This is a genomic window from Sphingomonas caseinilytica (assembly GCF_023516455.1).
GTDB lineage: Bacteria > Pseudomonadota > Alphaproteobacteria > Sphingomonadales > Sphingomonadaceae > Sphingomicrobium > Sphingomicrobium caseinilyticum.
In genome coordinates, this window is record NZ_JAMGBA010000002.1 from 696,204 (window position 1) to 720,882 (window position 24,679).

Genomic DNA, 24,679 nt, shown 5'->3' on the forward strand with positions numbered 1-24,679 from the left:
GCGTGAGGCCCGCGGGGAATGTCCGTCGTGCGGAATGCCAATTCCATTTTCCCGGACCATCAAGCGGCGCAGCGAACAATTTGAGTGCCAAGGATGCGGTACGACCTTGGTGCTGGCCAAGGTCAACATGCTGGTCCTGTTGCCGCTGATCGCGATCGCGCTGCTTGCATCAAAACTGGGTGGGTTCCTTGCGTTCGCTGCGATCCTCATGCTGATCGCGGTTGCGGACTGGAAATTGGCGAGAACTTGCATCGCCAATAGCGAAGACCGCTCCTAGCCCCAGTCCTCGCAGCGCCAACCGCGCTCGTTGGCCAATCGCGCAAGCCGGTCGTGCGGGTTCACCGCGACCGGCTCGTCCGCCCATTCGAACGCCGGCTTGTCGCTGGCATGGTCCGAATAGAAGCGGACATGGCCTCGCTCCAGCCCGCTTGAGGCGAGCCAGGCCTGGATCATCCGCAATTTCGCTGGCCCATAGCAATTCTCGCCGTCGATCTTGGCGTGGACCCGCTCGTCGAGGCCTAGGATCGAATTGGTCCCGATGCAGTCGTCGAAGCCCAGACGTTCGGCGATTTCGCGCGAATAGAAACGGTAGCTAGCTGTCGCCATTACCACCCGCCGGCCTTCGGCCTTGTCGTGCGCGATCGCTTGAACGGCGCCAGGGCGGATGTTTGACGACAGCATCTTTTCGGCAAAGCTCTCCACGAGCGGCTTCAACTCGCTCGGGTGGCGATTATGGCCCAGCAGCAGCCGGTGGTTGATTTCCTTGAGCTTCCCGCGATCGATCAGCTTCAGGACATAGGCTAGCATCGACGCGACCACGAACGGCAACAACAGAAGCCGCAACGGCGCGCGCCGCATCGCGCAATGGATCAGGAACGGCGTGTAGGTTGCGCGCCGGGTTACCGTCCGGTCCATGTCGTAGATCGCAAGGTCCCTCACGCGCGGCCCTCGAGAATGGCGCTGACCAAAATGTGATCCGCAGGCTTGTCGACATCGACAGCTGCCAGCGGGTCGGCAAGTTCAACCTTACGGATATCGAGCTCCAGTCGCTTTCCAACAGACGCCAAGGTTTGATCCAACGTTCGAAGCTTCAAAACGGCACCCACGAACAGGGCCGGGCCGAGCGATGCAATCATCCGCCAGCCTTTCTTGCGATCCTGTTCGACCGATCGCCACAGAGCCACGGCCTTGGCGGCATCGGCGCTTCCGAAGGCAAACAGGTTTGCGCCGGAATATGATCCGCGCCTGAAGCCAAGCCAGGTCCGTTTCGTATTCGGCAACCGCGCCATGAGAGGCCGCTTCTCGACCAGGCCGATCGCGAGCTCGGCGCCTTCCGCCTTTGCGCAAAAATCTGCGATCATTGCCGGCGACAGCAGCGCATGGTCGGCCGTGGTCACCAACAGCGGAAAATGGGTTGCCGGGTTCGCCAGAATGGCTTCCAGTGTAGAGGCGATGGTATCGCCGGAAGCCGCGACCTTGAGCCGCGAATTGGCCGGCAGGACCTTGGCGATCCGATCCGGCTGTTGGGCCAGGACGCTCACCGCCAATATTTGCGGCGACAGCAGCAGGGCATTCACGGGCCGCGCAACCATCGGGATCCCGCCGACCGGTATCAGTGCCTTGAGATCGGTCCCATGTTGCTCGGCAAACTTATCGCGGCCCGGCCTCGAACCGGCCAGAACGACGGCTGTCCAGCCCTTCATCCCAGCCAGCTCACGATCGGACGGCCGCGGTCTGCCCGGGCATTCGCCTGGGCCAGCCGGACGGCATGGAAGATCAGGGACAGGATCGTCCAAAGGGCGACAAGTTCGATCCCAAGATCGGGGAGGCCGAGTGCCAGGCAGAAGACGAGTATCACCATGTTGGGATTGCGGCGCGCGGTGATCAGGCGGAACTGGCTGTCGATCCGCCGCCAGACATGGATATGCATGCCGTAGCGGCGCATGAAGAGGCCTTCGATGACGCGCTGAGCGACATAGCCGAAGACGATCGCTCCGATGATCAGCATCTCATAGACCGGCTCGAACGGGCGGCCATATAGCTTCAGCCCTTCCGCCCAGGCCCACCACCAGAAGGGCGGGTGGACGAGATCGACGCCGTGGTCGAAGATATTGCCCCATTTGGACGATTGGCCGGTGCAGCGCGCCAGCTTTCCGTCGACCGTATCGAGCACCATGAAGCCGAAGCCGGCCAGGACTCCGGTCCAATACCAGGCGTTCCAGAACAGGACGAAGGCGGCAAGGCACAGCGCGGCGCCGATGCCCGTTACCATGTTAGGCGACATTCCGGCCTGGGCCGCCCAGCGGGTGAGATAGAATGCGAGCCGCCGCCACAGATAGAGCGTCAATATGTCGGTGACGCCCTTGTAGCTGGCGTCATAGGCGGCGCGTTCGGCCGGTTCGGGATTGGCCGGGTCGAGCCGCATGACAAAGGGCCGGTCCCGCTTCCGCAACTTCCTGTAGCTGACTTCCGCCGTGTCGGCGTCCAGCCGGTCGAGCGAACCTCCGTCATAGGTTCCGCCCGCCAGCATGGCCGAAATCACCGCTGCCGCATCGCCATCGGCAGGCACATGGGCCAGGACCGGGTGTCCGTCCTTGGTCAGCACCGCACCGGGCGAACGAGCGAGGGTGACCAGCCACTCGGGGTCCCAGGTCCAATTAAGGTCGGCGTAGATCGTGGTCCGGCCCGGCTGAGCCCCGTTCGCGGGTTCCACCCCGGCCTTTACTGCCAGCGCGCGCGCGCGATCGGCCGCGTCCATGCCGAACGCCCGGGCGGGATTGTCACCGACCGTTACGAATAGCGGTTTTGCGTCAACAGCATTGGTCATTTCTGTTGCGCTATAGGACAAGAACCGCGGCAACAAAGTGGCAAGCTGAGACTGGGCTTGTGGCTTCCGGCGATTTCGAGCAGGTTCCCGGCCCATGACGGCTGCGCCCACCACTGCCGATGCCGCACCAGATGCAAACGTTTACCGTTGCGTCGGATCGATCACTATTTCGCGTGCCGCTTCCACCCAGCGGGAGATCGATGCGGCGCCGGATCCGCTGGTCCTCGACCTCAGCGGAGTCGAGAAGATGGATACGGTGGGGGCGTGGGTCATCTATCGCGCCGTCCGCGACCGCGGTGCCAAGATCGTTGGCGCAAAGGGAGACGTGGCGGCGCTGATCGAGCGCGCGCCGGAATTTGACCACCCAGCGCAAGTTCGGCCCGAGGAACGGCCCGGCCATCTGCGGGTCATGGAAGAAATCGGCGGCTGGGTCGTCGAAGCCGGACAGACACTGGTCGGACTTGTTTCCTTCCTCGGGGCGGTACTGATCGGCTTTTACGACGTCATTCGCCACCCGAGGCGCATTCGGTGGACGGCGGTCATCTCTCGTTTCGATCTGGTTGGGGTCCGCGCGCTCGGAATCATCGGCCTGATGAGCTTCCTGATTGGAATCGTCGTCGGACAACAGGGGGCGGTTCAGCTCGAACAGTTCGGTGCCGAGATCTACACGATAAACCTCATCGGCCGGATCACCGTTCGAGAACTTGGCACGCTTATGACGGCAATCATGGTCGCGGGCCGGTCCGGATCGGCCTTTGCCGCGCAACTCGGCACGATGAAGATCACCGAGGAAATCGATGCGATGCGAACGATCGGCGTTTCGCCGATCGAGGCACTGGTCCTGCCGCGAATGGCAGCTGCCGTCATCATGATGCCGTTGCTCGCCTTCTACGCCATGCTGATGTCTCTATTGGGCGGCGGCATCTATGTCTGGGCGGACCTTGGAATTCCGCCACTGACCTTCATTCAACGACTTCAGGAAGTGACCCCGCTCCGCGATCTTTGGGTGGGGCTGATCAAGGCCCCGGTATTCGGGTTCATTATCGCGCTAACCGGCTGCTTCCAGGGGATGCAGGTTGAGGGCAATTCAGAAGAAGTCGGTACGCGAACCACCAATGCCGTCGTCCAGGCAATTTTCCTTGTGATCGTCATCGACGCCGTGTTCGCGGTCTTCTTTTCCCAGATCGGATGGATATGAGCTCGGAAACGATCATCACGATCCGGGGGCTCAAGAACAGCTTCGGTGACCAGATAATCCACGACGACCTGGACCTCGATGTTCGCCGAGGCGAAATCTTGGGGGTCGTGGGCGGATCGGGCACCGGCAAATCCGTACTGATGCGTTCGATCATCGGCCTTCAGATTCCCGATGCCGGAGACGTTCAGGTCCTGAACGAGAATATGATCGGCCGCGAAGAGGATGAGGCGAAGAATATCCGGCGGCGCTGGGGCGTATTGTTCCAGAACGGCGCTTTGTTCTCGACGCTGACCGTGGCGGAGAATGTCGAGGTTCCGATCCGGGAATATTTCCCCTTCATCAAACCTCCGCTGCTGGACGAGATCGCAAGCTACAAGATCGCGATGTCGGGGCTTCCGGCCAATGCCGGCCCGAAATTCCCGTCGGAACTATCGGGCGGGATGAGGAAACGCGCAGGCCTCGCAAGGGCCCTGGCGCTCGATCCCGAACTTCTGTTTCTTGACGAGCCGACTGCCGGGCTGGACCCGATCGGTGCGGCCGCGTTCGACGATTTGATCATGGCGCTGCAGAAACGGCTGGAGCTAACGGTTTTCCTGATCACCCATGACCTTGATACCCTATGGGCGATCTGTGACCGGGTTGCGGTCCTCGCCGACAAAAAAGTGGTCGCTGTCGGAACGATTGAAGAATTGCTCGCCTTGGACCATCCTTGGATTCAAGAATATTTTAACGGGCCTCGCGGACGCGCCGCGGCTGCCGGGTTGAAGGGGCACTAGCGCCGATGGAAACGCGTTCGAACTATGTACTCGTCGGAAGCGTCACGCTCGCGCTGCTGGTCGGCCTGTTGATCTTCATTGTTTGGCTCGCCGGCTTGTCGAACAAGGCGACCAAATGCTTCGACATCTACTTCAGTCAGGGCGTAGGCGGGCTCAACAAGGGGTCTTCCGTTAATTATCAAGGCGTCCCGGTCGGACAGATCGAAAAGATCAGCCTGCTGCCTGACCGGCCGGAATTCGTCTGGGTCAGGATTCAGGTCGACTCCGAAACGCCGGTGCTTCAGGGCACCACCGCGCAGATCAAGGGCGTCGGCTTCACCGGCGTTAGCGAAATCGCGTTGGAAGGCGCGGTCAAGGGCGGCCAGCCGCTGACCCAGGTCGGTCCTCAGGGATGCCCGGTCGTTCCCGCCAGCTCCGGCGGGCTGGGAGCGCTACTGAACTCCGCTCCGGAACTGATCGACCGCATCCAGCGCCTGACCGAGCGACTGACCGAGCTTCTGTCCGACAGGAACCAGAACAGCATTTCCGACATCCTCGAGAATGTCGAAAAGACCACCGACGTGCTGGCGCAGCGCGCGCCCGACCTTGCCGACGCGATCGGTGACGCGCGCATTGCCGCTCGCCAGGCTGGAATCACGGCGCAGCGGGTCGGATTGCTGGCGGACAGCACCAACCGCCTGGTCAACGAGCAGGGCAAGCCGGCGGCCGAGGATCTTCGCAAGGCGATTGCGGCGGTCCAGCGTTCGGCCGAAAATCTCGACGCAATGGTCGCCGACGCGCGGCCTGGCGTCCAGAATTTCAGCAAGAACACATTGCCCGAAGTAAATCACCTGGTTCGCGATCTTCGCGAACTATCAACCTCCTTAAGGGGCTTTTCCGAACGCCTTGAGGGAGAGGGCATCGGCGGTGCCTTGGGTCCCGAGGAACTGCCTGACTACAAGCCGGGGAAGAAGCAATGAGCCGAACGTTGCGTGTAGTGGCGCCGATTGCGCTGGCGCTCAGCCTGACCGGCTGCATGGGAGGATTGCTTGGCGGAGGCGAGACGCCGCCCTGGCTGCTGACCCTTACCCCTCAGGCGCCTGCTACGGAGAATGTCGTTCGCACGGCCGGACCCGGAGAAGCAGTGACGATCGCCGTGCCGGTCATTCCCAAGGAAATCCGGACGACCCGGGTTCCGGTTCACTCCGGGCCGATTGCCATCGCCTATGTCGAGGATCTGACCTGGGTCGACACGCCGGACCGTCTGTTCCAGGACCTCTTGAGCGAAACGGTTACCAGGATGACCAACCGCGTCGTCCTCGATCCCAACCAGGCTTCGCTCGATCCGGGCCTGACTATCACCGGCAATCTTACTCGCTTCGGCTATGACGAGCAGGAAGGCGCGGTGATCGTGCGTTACGATGCGGCGATGGCACGGGCTGGCGGGTCTGCGGTCACGACCCGGCGCTTCGAGGCCCGCGAACCGGCCGACGGTACTGCCGCCACGGTCGCGCCAGCGATAAACGCCGCCGCCAATCGGGTGGCCATGGAAGCCGCGCAGTGGGTTGCCGGCAGCTAAGGAGCTAGCCGAGGCTTTTCGACGCCTGTTCGTAAACATCCCGGGAAATTCCGGGCGTGGCGACAATGCGATCCAGTTCCGCCCGCATCAGGCCCGCTCGACCGGACTCGAACCGGCGCCAACGGCCCAGCGACGGCACCTGACGGGCCGCGACCTGCGGATTCATCCGGTCAACCTCCAGGATCATGTCGGCCACGAAGCGATAGCCACGGCCGGACGGATGGTGGAAGGCCCACTGGTTGGCGGCGAAATTGCCGACCAGAGCCCGCCAGCGATTGGGATTGCGAATGCCGAAATCCTCGTGCCGGGCGAGCGCCTCGACCACATCGATCGTGTCGGTTCGCTGGGCAGCCGCCTGCAGCGCGAACCATTTGTCCAGAACCAGGCTGTCGTTCTTGTAGCGCTGGTAGAAGTCGGCAAAAGCGGCTTCGCGTTCAGGGCCCTCGAGGCTTGTCAGCACGGACAGTGCCCCCTGCCTGTCCGTCATATTGTCGGCACGGTCATATTGGGCCTTGGCCATGGCCAGCCCCCGATCGCGATCGCCGCCGGCCAGAAGCCAAAGCGCAACTGTCTTGAGCTTACGAACACCCTTCGCCGAAGCCGACAAGTCATCGCCCGCGGCAATGGCGGATTGCGCCTGCGCCAGTTCGGAAGCGAGCTCGGATCCGATCGCCGTCCTGAGTGACTCGCGGCTGCGGTGGATCGCGTCGGGATCGACCAGATCCATCCGGTCGCCGATCAGACCCTCGCTGGGCAGCAACAGCGCTTCACCCTTGAATGCCGGATCCAGCTCGTTCGAGCGCAAGGTACCGCGAATTGCCGCAACCACCGCCGACGGGTCCGCCGGTCCGCTTCGAGTTCCCTCGATCAGAGAGCGGTACATCAGCTCCTGGCAGGCCTCGTAGCGGGCGAATGGATTGGCATCGATTTCGGCCAGCTTCTCAAGGTCCCCGTCCTGCCGCTCGACGGCGAGCATGACGGGCGCGGAAAAATCGCGGTTGATCGACAGGAGCGGCGATTCGTCGATGCCGAAGAAGGAAATGCTCTCCTCATCGTCGTTCAGTAGGATGAGCCGCTCTTCGCCGACCGTGGCTCCGCTGTCCTTGCCGATCAGCGCGACGTTCAGCGGGATGACCATTGGCTGTTTGTCGGCCTGCCCCGGGGTATTCGGAATGCGCTGGCGAAGCTTCAGAGTCGCGGATGCGGAGGTTGGATCATAATCCAGCTTTGCGGCGACCTGAGGCGTTCCGGCCTGACTGTACCAGAGGCGAAACTGGGAGAGGTCAACACCGCTCGCATCTTCCATCGCCTTGACGAAGTCCTCGCAAGTCACCGCCTGCCCGTCATGCCGGTCGAAATAGAGGTCGCTTCCTTTGCGAAAGGCCTCTTCGCCAAGGATCGTCCGCATCATCCGGATGACTTCGGCGCCCTTGTTGTAGACCGTCGCCGTGTAGAAATTGGTGATCTCGATATAGCTTTCCGGCCGGACCGGATGCGCCAGAGGACCGGCATCTTCCGGGAATTGGGCGGCGCGGAGCAGCCGGACGTCTTCGATCCGCTTGACCGCGGCCGAGCCCATGTCGGCCGAAAATCCTTGGTCGCGGAAAACGGTGAACCCTTCCTTCAGGCTCAGCTGGAACCAGTCGCGGCACGTGACGCGGTCGCCCGACCAGTTGTGAAAATATTCGTGCGCAACGACACCAGCGATATTGTCAAAGTCGACATCGGTCGCGGTATCCTGATCGGCCAGGACGTAGCGCGAATTGAAGATGTTGAGGCCCTTGTTCTCCATCGCGCCGAAGTTGAAATCGTCGACAGCGACGATGTTGAACAGGTCGAGGTCATATTCCCGGCCATAGACGTCCTCGTCCCAGCGCATGGCTGCCTTCAGGCTGTCCATGGCGTGCGCGGTCTTGGGGAGGTCGCGCGTACGGACCCATATGTTGAGCGCGACTTCGCGGCCGCTCATGGTGGTGAAGCGGTCGCTGTTGGCGGCAAGATCGCCCGCGACCATCGCAAACAAATAGCTCGGCTTGGGGAAGGGATCTTCCCACTTCGCCCAGTGACGCCCTACTTCACCGTCACCGCTGCCAATCAAATTGCCGTTCGCGAGAAGGATCGGGAAACGCGTCTTGTCGGCGCTCATCCGAACCGAATAGCGCGACAGTACGTCCGGGCGGTCCGGGTGAAATGTAATGCGGCGAAATCCTTCGCTCTCGCATTGGGTGCAGAGCAAACCGCCGGAAGAATAAAGCCCCATCAGCTTGTTGTTCGCGGCGGGCGAAATTTCGATTTCGGTCTCGACCGTGGCGTCGTCGCCCTCCAGCTCAATGACCAGCGTGCCGCTGTCTAGGCTCCACGGCGCCTCCGCGCCATCGACACGGACGGCCAGCGGCTCCAGCCCTTCTCCGGCAAGCCGGATCGCCCGGTTGTGATCGCCATTGCGGACAAGCTTCAGCCTCGACCGCACCTTCGTCCGGTCCGGGTCCAGTTCAAACTCAAGCCTTACCTCGGGCACCAGCCAGTCGGGCGGGCGATAATCCTTGCGGAAGATGGCGACATGCTCCGGAGCGGCCGGGGCTTCGGGATGGACAAGGACGTCGGTCATATCGACCAAGCTAGGCGGCGTCGGGCGCAGTCACAAGCGTGGGCCGGCGCCGCCGGGCGAGTGCCAGGAGCATTCCGCCGAGCGACAGGACCGCTCCGGCAATGGCGAGCGTGCTCCATTGGTAGTCCTCGAAGACGGTCGACAAGCTCATCGCGATGACGGGAACCAGCACGCTCGAATAGGCCGCCTTGCCGGGCCCAATCTTGCGAACGACCGGGAAATAAAGGGCGAAGCAGAGCACTGAACCGAATAGCGCCAGATAGATGACACCAGCCCAATAGCCGAGCCGGGCCTCGAACACCGGCGGTCCGGCAACGGCGAAGGCAAGGCAGATATCGATGACCGCTCCGATGGCCATGGACCATGCGAGCAGCGCGAGCAGCGGATGGCGCCGCGCTTCCTCACCAGCCTGGTAGACATTGGCGGACGAGGCTCCCAGCAGCCCTGCAAGGGTGAAGGCGAGACCGATTGCGATATCTCTCCCCGCCAGCGGACTGCTCCGCAATTCGTGGATGAATAGCAGTGCGACGCCGCCTACCGCGACCAGCCCTGCCCAGAGGAAGCGGGCGTTGGGCTTCTGGCCGAGGAAGGCCCAGGCCAGCAGGCTGTTGGGGATCAGGAGCAGCGCGAACACCGTCGCGACGACGCCGGAGGTGATGAAGCGCTCGGCCATATAGACGCTGTTGAAGTTCAGGCTGAACTGGGTGACCCCGATGACCAGCGCCGCGATCAGGCCGCCGCGGTCCATTTTCAGGGACTGGCCCTTCCATTTGGCGACGAGGGCCATGGCGATGGCGGCCAGGACGAAGCGGTAGGCGACCGACCATTGCGGCGGGACGCTTCCGATCTGGTCGCGAATGACGATCCATGTCGAACCCCAGACGCCGGTGAAAATGACGAACGGGATGATGATCGACGAGTCGAATCGCGTCGTTTCGGAGTTATCCCTATTCACAAGGCTCGGATTGCGGCGGCGAGCTGCCCAACCGCTTCCATATTCTGGTCCCAGCTGGTCACGAACCGAACTTCGCCCGGCCCCCAGTCGTAGAAGTCATAGCCCTTGGCACGGAGCGAGGCTGCCTCTTCCGGGGTCATGCGGACGAACAATTCATTGGCCTCGACCGGGTAGACCAGACGCTCGCTGCCCGCCGCTTCGGCCAGCGCCGCCGCAGCTGCATTGGCCGCCCGCGCATTGGTCAGCCAAAGGTCGTTCTCAAGCATCGCTAGAATCTGCGCGGCCAGGTAGCGGCCCTTGGACTGCAGATGCCCGGCGCGCTTGCGAAGTCGCGGCACGACCTCGGCCTTGGCCGGGTCGAAGAAGACCAGTGCTTCCGCATTCATTCCGCCATTCTTGACGAAGCCGAACGACATGACATCGACCCCGGCTCGCCAGGTGAGATCGGCGGGGTCCGCGCCGGTGAAGGCGACGGCATTGGCGAAGCGCGCTCCATCCAGGTGGAAGCCAAGGCCGCGCCGCTTGGCGACTTCGCCAAGCGTGGCGACTTCGTCGGCGCGATAGCTCAGGCCATATTCAGTGGCATTGGTGATCGACAGCGCCGAAGGCTGGACCTGGTGGACGTCGTCGCGAACACGCTCGCAGGCGTCATTGACGGTTTCCGGCGTCAGCTTGGCGCCTTGGCCCGGCAACAGCGTCAGCTTGGCGCCGTGGGTGAAGAAACCCGGTGCACCGGCTTCATCGACTTCGATATGCGCCATTTCGTGGCACAGGATGGAGCCGTGCGGAGGGCAAAGCGCGGCGAGGCCGAGGCAGTTCGCTGCCGTCCCCGTCGATGCCCACAAGGCGCGGACCGACTTGCCGAACAAGTCGGAAAAGGCGCCATCGAGCCGCTCGGACCATTGATCGCCGTCATAAGCGGTGTCGAGGCGGTTTGCCGCAACCAGCGCTTCCATCACTTGCGGGCAGGCGGGTGCGGCATTGTCGGAGAAGAAGCGCATGGCGGCGACGAATGGCGGCGTGCGAGCGATGCGTCAATGTGAGGAAATACAATCCCTCCGGGGGATTTTCGTCCTCGCCAGTCCCCCGGACTGGCTGTGGGCGAAAATGGTGCTGCCGGTGAGGATTGAACTCACGACCTCAGCCTTACCAAGGATGCGCTCTACCACTGAGCTACGGCAGCATGTCGGAAGGACGGCGGCCTAATGGCGGCTCGCCGCCGGTCCGTCAACCCGCTTGCGTGGGGCATCGGTGAATATTAGCGGTTCGGGCCGATGACGAAGGAAAACCCGGACAGGGCCGAGAGGCTGGCAGCGGCCCTGCGCGAGAATCTGAAGCGCCGGAAATCTCAGGCGCGCGACGCTCAACCGAATAAGGAAGCGACCCCGGCGGCCAAGGAATAGCCGAGGTCCAGCCCGCGGTTCACCGCGACACGCGGCCCGAGGAGGTAAAGGCAGGCCAGGGTCCAGCCCAGCGCCACCAAGCCTAGTGGTTTTGCGAGCACTCGCATTTTGCGGACCATCTGTAATTCCCCCGACCAACAAGACCGCTCAGCGCGGCCGATGCTCCGTACCCTCGCCCGCAGTGATAAAAAGGGCAAGCGCCGAACCGTCGATATCCGCCGTATGCCAGGCGCCGGCGGGATTGATGGCATAGTCGCCAGGCCCGAGCGCGACGCTTGCCTTGCTTCCGTCGGCCATTTCCTGATGCAAAATCATCGAACCCTCGATGCAGGCAACAACCTCGTCGCCGACCGGGTGCATCTCCCACATCGCCCAGCTTTCATCGAACCGGTAAAGGCTGACCAGCCTGCCTTCCCGACCATCCGCGGCAGCGCGACGGCCATATTCGTCATACCATTCCATCCCGGTGAACTCGGGTTGGGCAACTGCCGTCGCCCCCAGGCCGAGATGGATGGGATAGGTGTAGAGAGACCTGGCAGCCGTCATCGCCTTCCTCCTGAACGAACAGGGAAAGGTTAAGCCAGCGCCATCAGCCGGTCAAAGCGGTTCACAGGCTTTTTCAAGCCATTCACGGTCATCGCCTGATAGCTGGGGACCGATCAGCGCCAACACCTGGGCGTGATAGTCATTGAGCCAATCGAGCTCCCGGTCCGACAGCATCGACTTGTCGATCAACTTCTTTTCGATCGGAACGAAGGTCAATGTCTCGAACCCGAGCACTTCCTTGTCCGCGCCTGGTACGTCCTTCTCCACGACCAGCACCAGATTCTCGATCCGGATGCCATACTCGCCGGGCTTGTAGTAGCCCGGCTCGTTCGAAAGGATCATGCCGGGCTGAAGCGGTTCGTCGCCTCCGGATTGCGAGCTTCCGACCGGCGAGATCCGCTGTGGACCTTCGTGCACAGCCAGGAATGCGCCGACGCCATGACCGGTGCCGTGGGCATAGTCGCAGCCTGCTTCCCACAGCGGGCGTCGGGCGAAGCTGTCCAGCTGAGATCCGCGCGTACCCTTCGGGAAATGCGCCGTCGCGATTGCGATATGCCCTTGAAGCACCCGCGTGTTGCGGTCGATCATCTCCGCCGTCGGTTCGCCGACCGGAACTGTCCGGGTGATGTCGGTCGTGCCGTCCTGATACTGGCCGCCCGAATCCACGAGGTAGAGCGTGCCCGTGGTAAACGGCAGGTTGGTTTCAGCCGTGCCCTTGTAATGCGGCAGGGCGCCATTCGGCCCGAAGGCCGAGATCGTATCGAAGCTGAGATCGCGAAGGCCGCCCAGGTCTTGGCGAAGGCTCAGCAACTTGTCGGAGGCGATCATTTCATCGAGCCCACCCTTGGGCGCTTCCGTTTCTATCCAGCGCAGGAAGCGCGAAACGGCCGCGCCGTCACGCGCCTGGGCCGCCTTATGGCCGGCCACCTCGACCGTATTCTTGATCGCCTTGGGAAGGATCGCCGGGTCGCGGCGCGACAGGATGCGTGCTCCGCCTTCGTCGAGCGCCTGGTAAATTGCGGCAACCGACCGTTCCGGATCGACCGCGATCAGCTTGCCAGACAGGCCCTTCAAATAGGGCTCGAACTCGGCCCGCTCGTGCAGGCGAACGCCGTTGCCAAGGTGCGCGCGAACATCGTCGCCGATCTTCTCGCCTTCGACGAACAGGTCGGCGGTCCCATCGGCATTGACGAGAGCGAATGCCAGCGCGACCGGCGTATGGCTGACGTCGGCGCCGCGCACGTTGAACGTCCAGGCGATGGAATCGAGCGCCGCCAGCACCGCGGCATCCGCGCCTTCCTTGTGCAGCCAGTCCGCCATCTCATGGCGCTTCTCGGCCGAATTCTTGCCCGCCATATCGTCGGGCTGGACTACCAGCCGGGCTTTCGACGGCTCTGGCCGGTCAGCCCATACCGCGTCGATGGGATTGCGCGTGACAGGCACCAGCTCCGCGCCCTTCGCGGCGAGCGATTTTGTCGCCTGCTTCACCCAATCGGAAGTGTGAAGCCAGGGGTCGTAGCCAATCCGCGCACCGCTCGGCGCATTTTCCTGCAGCCATTTGGCGGCGCTCGTCTCGGGGACCGACTGGTAGCTCCACTCGGTCGGACTGACCTGCTGCCGCACCTGGATGGTGTAGCGCCCGTCGGTGAAGATCGCCGCTTCTTCCGGAAGCACTACTGCGGAACCGGCCGATCCCTGGAAGCCCGTCAGCCATGCGAGGCGCTGGGCGTAGCTGCCGACATATTCGCTCATATGCTCGTCGGTGAGCGGCACGACGAATCCGTCGAGACGGTCCTCTTTCAGCTGGACCCGAAGGGCGGCAAGGCGATCGGCGTAGGATGACATGGCAATCTTTCCGGCTCTTTGTATGAGGGAGGCAGATAGTCACTTTACTCTGTCTCAGGAAGCCCGATGACCCTGCAAAATCCTCCCGTAGCCGCACGAAAGCCGCATACCAATGAAGCGCATGGGGTCCGCTGGGATGATGACTGGCACTGGCTTCGCGATCCGAACTATCCGGACGTCCAGGACGAGGAGGTGCTCGCCTATCTGAAGGCGGAGAATGGTTATTTCGAAGCCGCGATGGCGCCGCACAAGGCGCTGACCGACGAGCTGTTCGAAGAGATGAAGGGCCGCATCAAGGAGGATGACGCGACTGTCCCGCTGAAGGATGGCGACTGGCTCTATTGGTCGGAGTTCAAGAAGGGCACGCAGTATCGCGATTGGTACCGGAAGCCGGTCTCCGGCGGTGAAGGCGTATTGATCTACAGCGAGAATGCCGAGGCCGAGGGCAAGGAATATTACCGCCTTGGCGCCTTCGCGGTCAGCCTGGACGGCAAGCTGCTGGCAACCTTGGTCGACGATGACGGGTCGGAACGCTTCAAGCTGGTGATCCGCGACCTCGCGACCGGCGAAGACGTCGAAACGGTGACCAAGGTCGGCATCGGCCAGCCGGTCTGGACGAGCGATAGCAAGGGCATCGTATTCACAGAGGTCAACGACCAGTGGCGGTCCTACCGGGCGCAATATCATCACATCGAGGATGACCCGGCCAAGGCGGTCACGCTCTACGAGGAGAAGGACGACATCGCCTTTTCGGTAAACGTCGCTCGGTCGACCGACGATAGCCTGATCTTCATTTCGACCGGCAACAATTCATCCAGCGAAGTGCGCTTCGTTCCCGCCGGCAACCCGGAAGCGGCGCCGGCGCTGATCAAGGCCCGGCGGCCTGACGTCCAATATGACGCCGACGCAGCGCATGGGAAATTGTGGATCCATAGCAACGACCAACATGTGAACTTCCGCGTTGTCACGGCCGATCCAGCCACTCCCGCCGATTGGCAGGAGCTCATCGCCGGAAGCGATCGCACCTATCTTCGGGGGATCAGCAGCCACCGCGACCATTTGCTGATCACCAGCCGGGTCGACGGCCTCGATCAGCTGGTGCTTCGGAATTACGAAACCGGCATCGAGGAGCGCGTGCCGTTTACCGAGGCGAGCTACAGCGCGGGCTTTTCCGGCAATCCCGAATTCGCGCCCGACAGCTATCGCTTGTCCTATTCGTCGATGGTCACGCCCGGAACGGTTTATGACTATCATCCGGCCGAAAAGCGGCTGGAAGTCCGCAAGGTCCAGGAAATCCCGTCGGGCTATGATCCATCGCTCTATGTCACCGAGCGGCTGATGATTGCCGCTCGTGACGGCGCCAGGGTTCCCGTATCGGTGCTGCGCCGCAAGGATTCCGCCAAGGACGGGTCGGGCAAGCTGTTCGTCTATGGCTATGGCGCTTACGGCTTTGCCATTCCGCCCAGCTTTTCGACCGCTCGCCTCAGCCTTGTCGATCGCGGGTTCGCCTTTGCAATCGCCCACATCCGCGGCGGCGACGACCTCGGCTATCAATGGTTCCTCGACGGCAAGCTCAAGAATCGCACCAACGCCTTCAACGATTTCGTCGATGTGACCCGCGGGCTAATCGCGGAGGGCTATGCGAAGGCGGGCAGGGTCGCGGCGCAGGGCGGCTCCGCCGGTGGCGAGCTGATGGGCGCGGCGGTCAATCAGGCGCCGGAGCTTTATGGGGCCGTGGTTGCCGATGTCCCCTTCGTCGACGTGCTCAACACGATGCTCGACGACACCCTGCCGCTGACGCCGGGTGAGTGGACCGAATGGGGCAATCCAATCACGGATGGGGACGCGTTTCAGCTGATCAAGAGCTACAGTCCCTACGACAATGTCGAGGCGAAGGCTTACCCGGCAATGCTGATCACCGGCGGTCTCACCGACCCGCGCGTCACCTATTGGGAGCCGGCCAAGTGGACCGCGAAGTTGCGCGCCACCAAAACCGACGACAAGCTGTTGCTCATGAAGATGAACATGGGCGCGGGCCATGGCGGCAAGTCGGGCCGCTGGAATTCCCTCTACGAGGTGGCCGAGGCCTACACCTTCGTGATCACGCAGATCGACGAATGAGGTTCGCCGCGCTGGTCCTTGGTTTTCTGGCGGTGTCCGCGCCGGCGATGGCGACGCCCGAGATCATCGCCTGGGCCGACGTGAACCGGGACGGCGACCAGTGGACCGTAGAATATAGGCTGGAAGAGAAGGCGCCGGTTTGGGCATTCACCCGGTCCGATGTGCCCCGGGTCAAGCGGGAAAGCTGGCGCCTGCGCAGCATGGAAGTGCTGACTCCAGGCGTTTCCCTGAAGCGGGTCGGACATTATGACGTGCTGGTCGCCGCCAAGGGCAATGTGCCGAAGAAGGTGCGGCTGCGTTTCAAGCCGTTCACCGAGGATATCGAGACCAGTTACGACGCGGCGCTGGCTTTCACCGACGGGTCTGTCGCGCTCTACAACCAGCAGTTCAAGCTGGTGCCGATGCGCTCGCTGGCCGAAGCGGAAAGCGCTCCGATCGATAGCGGCGAACTGCCGCTTGCCATCCATCCGACTTACATCAGCTTTCGCGACAAGGCCGGTCCCGTACTGGCGCAAGGGACACGCAAACCATTTGCCATTACCCGCGATGACGACGCCTATGTCCTGTTCGGGAGGGCCAATCCGGTCACGGGCGCGGCGCTGACCAGCGTCATCGACCCGGGCCTGCCGAAGTGGCTGTCGAACTACATGCTGGCGACGATGCCTGGCATCCTTGCCGGCTATGCCGCGAAAATGGGTCCTCCGCCGGTCGGACAGCCGATGCTGATGGCGAGCTGGGCCGGGCCGACGTCGGGCGTAACCAGCATGGGTGGGAGCGTCCTGCCAGGGACTGTAGTGATGACCTTCGAGGGCGAGGGCGTCACCCAACCGAACCCGGCGATCGAGAATGGCGTCCGCTGGTTCGTGGCCCACGAAGGCGCGCACTTCTGGCTTGGCCAGAAGGTCATGTACTCCACGCCTCGCGAAAGCTGGATTACCGAAGGAGGCGCCGACCTCCTGGCCATCCGTGCGGTGGCGGCGGCCGATTCCGGTTATGACGCCAGGAAGCGGCTCGGCGAAGCGAGGGATGAGTGTCTGCCACTGTTGGCGAAAGGCGGCGTCGCCAGCGCCAATGAACGCGGCGACCATCGCACTTATTATGCCTGCGGCGCGATCATCGCGCTGGCGGCGGAACAAGCCAGCGGCGGCGATTTCGCCGGGTTCGTGAAAGCGTTGATCGAACGCCATGGCGGCGACAACATCGTTACGCGAGCTGAATGGCTGAGCCTGCTTGAAGAACGCGCTCCCGGAACGAGCGCGGAAGTATCAGCGCTTCTCGACGGACCAATTGCAGACGTGCCGGCCTCGCTCGACCGTTTCATAGCCAAGACCGGAATTGCCCATTTGCTGCCGGCGGGCACCACGCCGTAGGGCCCGCTGACCATTTCAATCGCTCGGTTACTTTGCCGCTAGGAATGCCTTCAGTTCTGCTTGGAACAGCTCGGGCTGGTCGTACATGATGAAATGGTACGAGTCCGGAATGTGCTTCACCACGGCTTGCGGGGCGCCCGCGTAGGAGGCGCGGTAATAGCCGTCCATTTGCGGTTGGGTAAGCGGTGCTCCCTGCGGAACTACCCATAGCACTGTCAGCGGCACCGTGATCTTCGCAAGGTCGGGGCGGAGGTCGGTGACGATCAGGTCGTACATGCCCTGACCCGAGACGGCAGGATCGCTGGCGAGCGACTGGGCGACCGCGGAAGGGCGCATCGTCTCGGTCTTCACCATCGATGCGATCGTGCCTTCGATCTGCTTCTTGCGCGCGTCGCCGGCCGACCTGGCGATACCTTCGCGGATCTGTGTGGCCATCGGAACAACGCTTTCAGGCGTCGCCTTCGGCCCGCCGAACATCGCACCGAGGAACGGCATCATGTCGACGACCATCACTTTCGAGGCGATTCCCTCATTGCGGCCGGCGACAAGCATCGCGAACGATCCGCCCATCGAATGGCCGACCAACGCCGGCGACTTAAGACCAGCTTCCTTGATGTAGCGCGCGATCTCGTCGGCAACCGGGATCAGCACGGGGCCGCTGGCATTGCCTCCGGCAGGCGCGCCGTCGAAACCCGCAACCTTGACGAGGTGATAGCGATAGCCCGGAACCGCAGCGACGGTGCCGTTCCACACATCGGGTGAAGAGCTCAGTCCGGGGATCAGGACGACATCTGCGCCAGTGCCTGTAACCGCGACCGAGATGCGGTCGCTCGAGAAGTTCTTCGCAGTGGCAGGGTGGGCAAGCAGGAAAACAGATAGCAACAAGGTCAACAGACGCGTGATCATCAAAGCCACTCCGACATTAGTGTATTAGTTCACCAGTACAGCAATGCTTGGCGACGTCTGCCAAGAACTAAAACCGCAGAGCGACTGTGACGCTGCTTCTTGAGATCAACCCCGTTCGTTGCTTCGGGCGCAATCGATGCAGAGCGCCGCCTCTGGGCGCGCCTCCAGCCTGGCGGGAGCGATTTCGCCACCACATCGCACGCATTCGCCGTAGGTGCCGTCCTCGATCCGCGCCAGCGCGCGCTTAATGGACGCAATTTCCTTCGCGATCAGCGCGCCCTGGCCTTCCAGCGCCGCATCATCCTCCATCTCGATCGCCTGTTCAGAGGAGTCGGCATTGAGCGGTTCCGCCAGATCGTCTGCAATGCGGGACTGGCGTGATTCCAGCTCTTCGAGGTCGGCCTCAAGACGAGCCTTGAAAGCGGCGGTGTCGGGCATAGTGCATCCCCCTCACTCGTTATGAGGGAAGACTAGCAAGCTCGGCCACGGACGCAATCGTTCAACAATGCCGGGGAACTAGCACCTCAGTGTATCGCCGGCGAACCACTTGCGCTCGCAATTCTGATTGGCAGTTACCCAGCGCGGATAGGCGCGGTCGGGGCGGTCGTGCCACCAGTCGTTGAAGCTGTCGGACTTCCACGCTGAATCACCCTGATATTCGCGATAATCGTCATAATAGACGATGCTGTCGTCATTACGCCGATCCCGGCGTCCGTCACGCCACCGCTCGTCGTGGCGACGCCCGTCGCGGCGGTCGAAGCCGCCATGATGGCCGGAGCCCGATCGGGCTGAGAGCTGCAGGCCAGGCGCCGATTGAGCGGTGGCCGGCATGGGTGCGGCGATGGCCAGGGTTGCGATCGCAAGCAAGAGAGTGCGCATCAAAGCTACCTCCTTCTGCTCCCCACCCGGCGATGGCAACGCGTAACGGCACCGTAACGTTCCGAATCGTGAAGCAGGGCCGGCGCTTGAAGGCCGGCCCCACGCCATTTAGTTATTCACGCTGGCGTTGGCGCCAGCATTTACCGAAGCTGCCGCCGCCGCCTTTAGCTGCGCGTCGGTCAACTTGGTCACCAGGCCCTTGGTACCGCGGTACAGTTGCGCGACCGGAACGTGCATCGACCTGTCACCCTTTACGATCACTGCGGTGTCGCCGTGAACTGACTGGACGGTGCCGATCTTGCGACCGCTGTCGCTACGGACAACGGCACCGGCAGTAAGGTCAGCGCTGGTCGCAAGCCTGAGGTCTTGGCCGAGCGCGCCATCAACCGTCCGGTTGACCGCGTGGTCGGCGTGATTGAGGGCACCGTCGACTGTCCCGGTAACGCTGCCGACCGTGGCGCCCGGATCTACGCTGACGCCTCCGCCGACTGCGCCGCCAACCTGGCCGCCAAGTCCGACGTTTACCTGCGCCAAGGCTGGGGTCGAGGCGACAGCTGCGACAAGCGCAAGCATCTTGATGGAATTACGCATTAACTTCCTCCGATGTTTTGGGGTCCCCGCCGTTCAACGCACGCACCGTTGGGATCGATGCATGAACCAGAAACTACGCCCGGTTCATCGGGCAGATTGGTTTGGCCCGATGAAAGAAGCGGGGATGTCCGGAGGTACCAAATTCCTGGCGAACGGATGACGATGTCCCCCGGACACGCCGACGAGCGTAGCGGGCCTTCCCCCGGAAGGCCCTAACTCCTCACGACCGGATGACGACGTCCCCCGGACGTCGTCACTGCCGTTCGTTATCCCAGATCATGTGGATGATCCTCCAGCCCAATTCCGGATGACGGAAGAGCTGGATCGAATTGATGCCGCGCCGCTCGACATCCGCATCGTCCGGCGAGGTCCGCGCTTCATAGTGGCTCCAGACATGGGCCATGTTGCCGAACAGGTCGATGCGGCGGCTGGTCTCCACCTCGTAGAAGGGGTTGGCCATGAAGAAAGGCGTGACGTTGCGCTGATATTCCTCGGGGCCCATTGCCAGCATCGCCGGCCTGCCGTCCTCGACCCAGGTCCGCACCTGCCGAGCTTCGGGCAGGAAGCAATTGGCCTGGCGGCTCCAGTCGCGCGGGCCGGCGGGGCCGCTGATCATGTCGTACATTTCGTCGACCACGGCGCCGATTTCCTGCTCGTCGTTCATCATCCCTCCCGAGTGGCTTTGCCGATCAATCTGATATCGAACCTTGGACGTGCGGACGATCCGGGCAAGTGAGCTTCGATCAACGGCGGGAGCGCAACGAAAAAGCCCTGCGCTGGCAACGGGGCCATCGCAGGGCTTCGTTTTGCCAATGTTATCGGGCGAAGATTATTCCCAGTTCCACTCGTCTGCCTTGGCGTCGCCACCAGTCAGAAGTGCTAAAAGATACGAAATCATAACACTCTCCTAGATTAATTTGCGCTAGCGGAGCGCTTTGTTTAACTAATTATGACTAGGCAGTAACTATTCCCACTGCCACTCGTCTGCCTTGGCGTCACCACCGGTCAGAATTGCCAAAAGATATGAGATCATTACTCTTTCCTTTGTTATGCAGGCGAAAGTACCCACCTTTAAAAGTGTAGCAGGAATCCATCCAGCAGGCGGCGTCACTGGGCCGCTTCAAATTGCTGTTCAGCCGCATAATTTGACGTTGGCCGCCTCACCCGAACGATAGGCAACTCGCATACCGCCGGCCGGAAGCGGTCTTCGATCAAATGCGGGCCGGATAGGCCGGAAAACTAGGCAAATCGGGCAACAAGGGAGACGCTCAAGCGTTTCAACGGAGACAGGGAATAACCCTCCAGGGGGCAGAGCTTTTAGGAGCCTCCATCATGAGAATCGGGTTGATGTTACTCGCGGCGGGCGCATTCGCGCTGACGCCGGCACTCGCCGCGCCAGGCGGCAGCGGCGGCCAGGGATCGACTCAAGGCGCCGGGTGGATCCATATGAACGGACCCGACAGTACGGGACAGCCTGGCATCGAATGCGGCGAAGACGGAGCCGATCACTTCCCCGGCCATGCTTCCGATGCCCGTGGATCGGCCTTCAACGAGGACGGCATCGCCCACGGCGTCTATGCCGGCGAGCAACCCAATAATTCGCGCAACGAGGCGTCGGTGTCACAGTACGATAGTGCCTGCGCAGGCGGACCGCCGAGCGAATAAGCCAGCAGACCGAAAAGGAGGCCAATTCGCTAAATCGTCATCGCGAGCCGCTGCAGCGGCGCGGCGATCCAGCCTGGATTGCTTCGCTTCGTTCGCAATGACAATTTGGCGCTCATGACCCACAGAGTCTTTCGAATGAGCTTCGCCAGCGTCTATCCGCACTATGTCGCCAAGGCGGAGAAGAAGGGCCGTACCAAGGCGGAGGTGGATGAGATCATCCGCTGGCTGACCGGCTATTCGGATGCCCAGCTCGCCGCGATCCTGGAGGACGGGACCAATTTCGAGGATTTCTACACCAAGGCCCCCGCGATGAACCCCAATCGCACCGCGATCACGGGCGTCATCTGCGGCATCCGCGTGGAGGAAATCGAGGACCCGCTGATGCGCGAGCTCCGCTACCTCGACAAGCTGATCGACGAGCTGGCGAAGGGCAGGAAGATGGACAAGATCCTGCGGGCCGCCGAGTAAAGGGGCAGTCACGGGATTCACTACCGTGACGGCCTTCACCGGATGATAACCGGTTAGCGCTAGGCTCCGCGCCATGGCCAGTCCGCTACCAACGCGTAAGAAATCCGTCGACCTTGGATCGGGCGAAGTGCGCGTGTCGCGGATCAGGCGCGATCCGCCCCCGCCCGAAAAGCCGAAGGAGCTTCGCCATCCCGACGTGGTCAACCGCTCGGCCGTGGCGATCGGCGTGCTGGTCTTCGCGCTCGCCATCGTCGTCATCCTGATCGCGTTCAGCATCTTCTCCGGCTACAACATGACCCCAAGGCAAGTGACGCTGCACGTCTGAGCCGCCGAGCGCAGGCAAGCGATTGCAAAGCAATCGGAAGCCTGCGCGAAGAGACGGCGAAGACCGGCCGACGCCCGACCCCGGATTTGATCCGGGGAAGTGGCGATCGACGTCACGGATTCACTCCGTGACGGCCCCACCTAAGAAAATCCTCCCTCCGGCTACGCCGCCGCAACGCCCTCCGCCGCGACCGCTTCGATTTCGACCATATAGCCGAAGTGGAGGTCGGGGACGGGGACGACGGTACGGGCCGGGCGCCAGTCGCCGAAGAACTCTGCGAAGACGCGGTTGAAGGCGTCCCAATGGTCGATGCCGACGAGATACGCGCGGACGTGGAGGACACGGTCGCGGCTGGTGCCAGCGGCGGCCAGGACGCGATCGAGATTGTCGAGGGTAAGGCGGACCTGCTCCTCGAAGCCGCGGTCGGCGGCGTGGGTGCCGTCCGGCAGGCGCGGCAGCTGGCCCGAAGCGAATATCAGCCCGCCGTAGCCCGTTGCCGGGACGTAATGGGCGTGGGCTGGCGGGTTGCCGAAGGTCTGGATGTCGGTGGGGGATGTCATTTCAGGGGCTCCGGAATAGCCGAAGGAGATTTGTTCGCGATGAATAGAGGCGAAGGCGGACCCATGATGCAAGCGCGATGTTCCCCAAACATCGCTGGCTTGCATCATCAAGCCCGGGGTGAGGGTGAGCATCGGCCGACCGGCGCTGAGATCGGTTTCGAATTTTCAAAGAGCCGCCGGCCTGACGCCTATTTTTGGCCCCCTACGACCCCATCATCGCGTGTGGCATGGTCTACAACAAATGCCGCAACCGTCCGAATTTGGATAAATTGTATAGGCGACGGCCATTGCTTCCTGGCAGGACTGGAAACTCCCCAATGGCTGCCGATTCCGATCCCCCGGCATATAGCGGCAGCCGTCTTTATGGACCTCATGCTCGCCGGACGGCTGAGCCTTGTCGTTTACATAATAGTGATCGAAAGCCACCGGACCCTCCCCGCGTTGGGGCGAGAGGCTCCGCACATCGGCGAGCCACCCGCCGCAGGACGATTCGGCACGCTCATTTTGTTTAACCTGCGTTAGACGTCAAGCCGAGAACGGTTACGGGGAGCTCGCCTTCAACTTACAGATTATCTAGCGTCACAGTTCGCACGTCGCCTAAGCTTAGCCGATGTCAGGACGGGGAAGCTTCCGAAATTTTAAGCGAACTCGACGCAGCGATCCGTTGCGCTTCTGGCCGGACGCGCGACGGAAGAAGGCGGGCTGGTCGCGTTTCGTGCCGCTGTGGGGTGGGGCGATTGGGGCCGGGGTGCTGGTAGGGGTCGGCTGGGCCTATTGGCCGGGCGGCGGAGACGGCGGATCCCAGCCACGGAACACCAGCATCGCAGCCTATGTCGATCGGCTGGAACGGTCGGGCGATAGCTTTGCGGCGCCGTCCGGAGGTTCGGACGGCGTTCGCGCCCACTTCACCTTCTGCCACACCGGCGGCGGCTATAACTGCGTGGTGGACGGCGACACGCTCTACCTGAAGGGCGTGAAGATCCGCATCGCGGACATCGACGCGCCGGAAACGCATGATTTCAAATGCGCCGCGGAAAAGTCCCTGGGCGACCGCGCCACGCAGCGGCTGATCGGCCTGGTCAATTCAGGCGCGGTGACCCTGGCCCCGATCGACCGGGACGAGGACAGTTACGGCCGAAAGCTCAGGATCGTTAAGGTCGACGGGGAGTCGGTCGGCGAAACGCTCGTCGATGACGGGTTGGCGCGCTGGTACGCCGGCGGTCGGCGGCCCTGGTGCTGAATTGGATATCCTACCAGAGCGGGCTGCGCGGCCGGTGCGCCTGTCGAACCACCGTGCCCTCGATCAGATAGGGTTTCAGCTTTCGAAACATTTGCGCGGCGCCTTCGACGCTCATGGTCACCAGGCGCGTTCCGCCGGCGGGCAATCGTTCGATCGCGGAAATCCCCACTTTTTCGGCGAGACAGCGGCTTTTCACCTGGGCTTCGTCCAATGTGACGAACAATTCTCGGCTCATTTAGCCGCCTCCCGCTTGGCGGCGGCAATGGCGTCGCGAAGGTTATTGTAGCGATATTCGCCCCACAGGAAGATATCGGCCTGGATGCGCTTGATCCCGAGGCGGGCGAGCTCCGTCTCGTCGATCTGGTTGTCGTTGCTGGTCATGGTTGGTCACAGGCTCCCTTGAATGTAAGCGGGAGTGCGCCATCGATGCTAACCGAAGTGGGGGTCTCTCAGTCGCACAGGCTTACGCGAAAGGTATCCGTGCGATGAACTTGCTTAGCACATGGGCGAGTGAAGGCCTAATGGGGGAAGGGTGGCCAAGGCGTTGGACGCATGATCCGAAATGCGCCGAGGAAAAGTCCCTGGGCGACCGCGCCACGCAGCGGCTGATCGGCCTCGTCAATTCAGGCGAGGTGACCCTGGCCCCGATCGACCGCGATGAGGACAGCTACGGCCGCAAGCTCAGGATCGTGAAGGTCGACGGGGAGTCGGTCGGCGAGACGCTGGTCGAGGATGGGTTGGCGCGTTGGTACGAGGGCGGGCGAAAGCCGTGGTGCTGATCGCGAATACTGATTAGTGAAACTGACAAATCACTTTTCCATCGTCCGATGAAAGATTT

29 protein-coding genes and 1 tRNA gene are annotated in these 24,679 nt (G+C 62.4%); 13 read left to right on the top strand and 17 right to left on the bottom strand.

Going from position 1 to position 24,679, the window contains the following annotated elements; all coding sequences use genetic code 11:
• The first annotated feature begins 34 nt into the window (after window positions 1–34).
• The gene (locus LZ496_RS10040; protein ID WP_249904487.1) at window positions 35–277 is read left to right on the top strand and encodes a hypothetical protein; all 243 of its coding nucleotides are present in this window, start codon (window positions 35–37) and stop codon (window positions 275–277) included.
• Here LZ496_RS10040 and LZ496_RS10045 read toward each other — a convergent pair.
• Genes LZ496_RS10045 through LZ496_RS10055 form a run of 3 tightly spaced genes read right to left on the bottom strand, consistent with a single transcriptional unit; the run spans window position 274 to window position 2,827 of the window.
• A complete protein-coding gene (locus tag LZ496_RS10045; RefSeq protein ID WP_249904489.1) occupies window positions 274–939 on the bottom strand; it encodes an HAD family hydrolase in 666 nt (221 codons plus the stop codon). The two genes, LZ496_RS10040 and LZ496_RS10045, sit on opposite strands and share 4 nt — an antisense overlap.
• The gene (locus tag LZ496_RS10050; protein WP_249904497.1) at window positions 936–1,703 is read right to left on the bottom strand and encodes an NTP transferase domain-containing protein; all 768 of its coding nucleotides are present in this window, start codon (window positions 1,701–1,703) and stop codon (window positions 936–938) included. Before LZ496_RS10050 ends, LZ496_RS10045 begins: the two co-directional genes overlap by 4 nt.
• The gene (locus LZ496_RS10055; RefSeq protein WP_249904498.1) at window positions 1,700–2,827 is read right to left on the bottom strand and encodes a CDP-alcohol phosphatidyltransferase family protein; all 1,128 of its coding nucleotides are present in this window, start codon (window positions 2,825–2,827) and stop codon (window positions 1,700–1,702) included. Before LZ496_RS10055 ends, LZ496_RS10050 begins: the two co-directional genes overlap by 4 nt.
• 94 nt (window positions 2,828–2,921) lie before the next feature.
• Here LZ496_RS10055 and LZ496_RS10060 point away from each other — a divergent pair, with 94 nt between their 5' ends.
• Genes LZ496_RS10060 through LZ496_RS10075 form a run of 4 tightly spaced genes read left to right on the top strand, consistent with a single transcriptional unit; the run spans window position 2,922 to window position 6,359 of the window.
• A complete protein-coding gene (locus LZ496_RS10060; RefSeq protein ID WP_249904499.1) occupies window positions 2,922–4,025 on the top strand; it encodes an ABC transporter permease in 1,104 nt (367 codons plus the stop codon).
• Complete coding sequence (locus tag LZ496_RS10065) at window positions 4,016–4,801, top strand: ABC transporter ATP-binding protein (RefSeq protein WP_249904501.1); 786 nt, start codon at window positions 4,016–4,018, stop codon at window positions 4,799–4,801. Before LZ496_RS10060 ends, LZ496_RS10065 begins: the two co-directional genes overlap by 10 nt.
• 5 nt (window positions 4,802–4,806) lie before the next feature.
• Window positions 4,807–5,760 carry an MlaD family protein gene (locus LZ496_RS10070; protein WP_249904502.1) on the top strand — a complete coding sequence of 318 codons (954 nt, stop codon included), beginning with the start codon at window positions 4,807–4,809 and terminating at the stop codon, window positions 5,758–5,760.
• Window positions 5,757–6,359, top strand: a complete 603-nt coding sequence (locus LZ496_RS10075; RefSeq protein WP_249904503.1) for an ABC-type transport auxiliary lipoprotein family protein — start codon at window positions 5,757–5,759, stop codon at window positions 6,357–6,359. The genes LZ496_RS10070 and LZ496_RS10075 overlap by 4 nt, the downstream gene beginning before the upstream one ends.
• Before the next feature lie 4 nt (window positions 6,360–6,363).
• Here LZ496_RS10075 and pepN read toward each other — a convergent pair whose 3' ends face one another.
• From pepN to LZ496_RS10095, 4 genes are all read right to left on the bottom strand, one after another.
• Window positions 6,364–8,967, bottom strand: coding sequence for an aminopeptidase N (pepN, locus tag LZ496_RS10080; protein ID WP_249904505.1), 2,604 nt, complete (start codon window positions 8,965–8,967; stop codon window positions 6,364–6,366).
• Window positions 8,968–8,977: 10 nt separating this feature from the next.
• Window positions 8,978–9,922: a DMT family transporter gene (locus LZ496_RS10085; protein WP_249904507.1), complete on the bottom strand. Its 945-nt coding sequence runs from the start codon at window positions 9,920–9,922 to the stop codon at window positions 8,978–8,980.
• The gene (locus LZ496_RS10090) at window positions 9,919–10,923 is read right to left on the bottom strand and encodes a threonine aldolase family protein (RefSeq protein ID WP_249904509.1); all 1,005 of its coding nucleotides are present in this window, start codon (window positions 10,921–10,923) and stop codon (window positions 9,919–9,921) included. Before LZ496_RS10090 ends, LZ496_RS10085 begins: the two co-directional genes overlap by 4 nt.
• A gap of 107 nt (window positions 10,924–11,030) precedes the next feature.
• Window positions 11,031–11,105: transfer RNA gene (locus tag LZ496_RS10095), tRNA-Thr, on the bottom strand.
• 91 nt (window positions 11,106–11,196) lie between these two features.
• Here LZ496_RS10095 and LZ496_RS13955 point away from each other — a divergent pair.
• Window positions 11,197–11,325, top strand: coding sequence for a hypothetical protein (locus LZ496_RS13955; RefSeq protein WP_283937996.1), 129 nt, complete (start codon window positions 11,197–11,199; stop codon window positions 11,323–11,325).
• 147 nt (window positions 11,326–11,472) lie between these two features.
• Here LZ496_RS13955 and LZ496_RS10100 read toward each other — a convergent pair whose 3' ends face one another.
• Window positions 11,473–11,871, bottom strand: coding sequence for a cupin domain-containing protein (locus LZ496_RS10100; protein WP_249904510.1), 399 nt, complete (start codon window positions 11,869–11,871; stop codon window positions 11,473–11,475).
• Window positions 11,872–11,922: 51 nt separating this feature from the next.
• Window positions 11,923–13,716: an aminopeptidase P family protein gene (locus tag LZ496_RS10105; protein WP_249904512.1), complete on the bottom strand. Its 1,794-nt coding sequence runs from the start codon at window positions 13,714–13,716 to the stop codon at window positions 11,923–11,925.
• A gap of 66 nt (window positions 13,717–13,782) precedes the next feature.
• Here LZ496_RS10105 and LZ496_RS10110 point away from each other — a divergent pair, with 66 nt between their 5' ends.
• Both LZ496_RS10110 and LZ496_RS10115 read left to right on the top strand, forming a co-directional pair.
• Window positions 13,783–15,837, top strand: coding sequence for a S9 family peptidase (locus tag LZ496_RS10110; RefSeq protein WP_249904513.1), 2,055 nt, complete (start codon window positions 13,783–13,785; stop codon window positions 15,835–15,837).
• Window positions 15,834–17,207: a hypothetical protein gene (locus LZ496_RS10115; RefSeq protein WP_249904515.1), complete on the top strand. Its 1,374-nt coding sequence runs from the start codon at window positions 15,834–15,836 to the stop codon at window positions 17,205–17,207. Before LZ496_RS10110 ends, LZ496_RS10115 begins: the two co-directional genes overlap by 4 nt.
• A 27-nt stretch (window positions 17,208–17,234) precedes the next feature.
• On the opposite strand, the gene LZ496_RS10120 is transcribed toward LZ496_RS10115, so the two are convergent.
• The 5 genes from LZ496_RS10120 to LZ496_RS10140 form a co-directional block, all read right to left on the bottom strand.
• Window positions 17,235–18,113 (bottom strand): alpha/beta fold hydrolase, encoded by an 879-nt coding sequence (locus tag LZ496_RS10120; RefSeq protein ID WP_249904516.1) that lies wholly within the window; start codon window positions 18,111–18,113, stop codon window positions 17,235–17,237.
• A 105-nt stretch (window positions 18,114–18,218) separates the two neighbouring features.
• Entirely contained in the window at window positions 18,219–18,551 is a 333-nt protein-coding gene (locus LZ496_RS10125) for a TraR/DksA family transcriptional regulator (RefSeq protein ID WP_249904518.1), read from the bottom strand.
• 78 nt (window positions 18,552–18,629) lie between these two features.
• Complete coding sequence (locus LZ496_RS10130) at window positions 18,630–18,992, bottom strand: hypothetical protein (protein ID WP_249904519.1); 363 nt, start codon at window positions 18,990–18,992, stop codon at window positions 18,630–18,632.
• Between the two features lie 108 nt (window positions 18,993–19,100).
• Window positions 19,101–19,583, bottom strand: a complete 483-nt coding sequence (locus LZ496_RS10135; RefSeq protein ID WP_249904520.1) for a hypothetical protein — start codon at window positions 19,581–19,583, stop codon at window positions 19,101–19,103.
• A gap of 253 nt (window positions 19,584–19,836) precedes the next feature.
• Entirely contained in the window at window positions 19,837–20,247 is a 411-nt protein-coding gene (locus tag LZ496_RS10140) for a Cif family virulence factor (protein ID WP_249904521.1), read from the bottom strand.
• 668 nt (window positions 20,248–20,915) lie between these two features.
• Between LZ496_RS10140 and LZ496_RS10145 the strand changes: the two genes are divergently transcribed.
• The 3 genes from LZ496_RS10145 (at window position 20,916) to LZ496_RS10155 (ending at window position 22,041) form a co-directional block, all read left to right on the top strand.
• Window positions 20,916–21,248: a hypothetical protein gene (locus LZ496_RS10145; RefSeq protein WP_249904523.1), complete on the top strand. Its 333-nt coding sequence runs from the start codon at window positions 20,916–20,918 to the stop codon at window positions 21,246–21,248.
• A 114-nt stretch (window positions 21,249–21,362) separates the two neighbouring features.
• Window positions 21,363–21,716 carry a DUF2200 domain-containing protein gene (locus LZ496_RS10150; protein ID WP_249904524.1) on the top strand — a complete coding sequence of 118 codons (354 nt, stop codon included), beginning with the start codon at window positions 21,363–21,365 and terminating at the stop codon, window positions 21,714–21,716.
• Between the two features lie 73 nt (window positions 21,717–21,789).
• Window positions 21,790–22,041: a hypothetical protein gene (locus tag LZ496_RS10155; protein WP_249904526.1), complete on the top strand. Its 252-nt coding sequence runs from the start codon at window positions 21,790–21,792 to the stop codon at window positions 22,039–22,041.
• A gap of 161 nt (window positions 22,042–22,202) precedes the next feature.
• On the opposite strand, the gene LZ496_RS10160 is transcribed toward LZ496_RS10155, so the two are convergent.
• Entirely contained in the window at window positions 22,203–22,601 is a 399-nt protein-coding gene (locus tag LZ496_RS10160; protein ID WP_249904529.1) for a RidA family protein, read from the bottom strand.
• Window positions 22,602–23,265: 664 nt separating this feature from the next.
• Here LZ496_RS10160 and LZ496_RS10165 point away from each other — a divergent pair.
• On the top strand, window positions 23,266–23,841 hold the full coding sequence (locus tag LZ496_RS10165; protein ID WP_249904534.1) for a thermonuclease family protein: 576 nt from the start codon (window positions 23,266–23,268) through the stop codon (window positions 23,839–23,841).
• Window positions 23,842–23,851: 10 nt separating this feature from the next.
• Here LZ496_RS10165 and LZ496_RS10170 read toward each other — a convergent pair whose 3' ends face one another.
• Window positions 23,852–24,076 (bottom strand): hypothetical protein, encoded by a 225-nt coding sequence (locus tag LZ496_RS10170; RefSeq protein WP_249904535.1) that lies wholly within the window; start codon window positions 24,074–24,076, stop codon window positions 23,852–23,854.
• The gene (locus tag LZ496_RS10175) at window positions 24,073–24,222 is read right to left on the bottom strand and encodes a hypothetical protein (protein WP_249904537.1); all 150 of its coding nucleotides are present in this window, start codon (window positions 24,220–24,222) and stop codon (window positions 24,073–24,075) included. The genes LZ496_RS10170 and LZ496_RS10175 overlap by 4 nt, the downstream gene beginning before the upstream one ends.
• A gap of 104 nt (window positions 24,223–24,326) precedes the next feature.
• Between LZ496_RS10175 and LZ496_RS10180 the strand changes: the two genes are divergently transcribed.
• Window positions 24,327–24,620: a thermonuclease family protein gene (locus LZ496_RS10180; RefSeq protein WP_249904538.1), complete on the top strand. Its 294-nt coding sequence runs from the start codon at window positions 24,327–24,329 to the stop codon at window positions 24,618–24,620.
• Window positions 24,621–24,679: the final 59 nt, after the last annotated feature.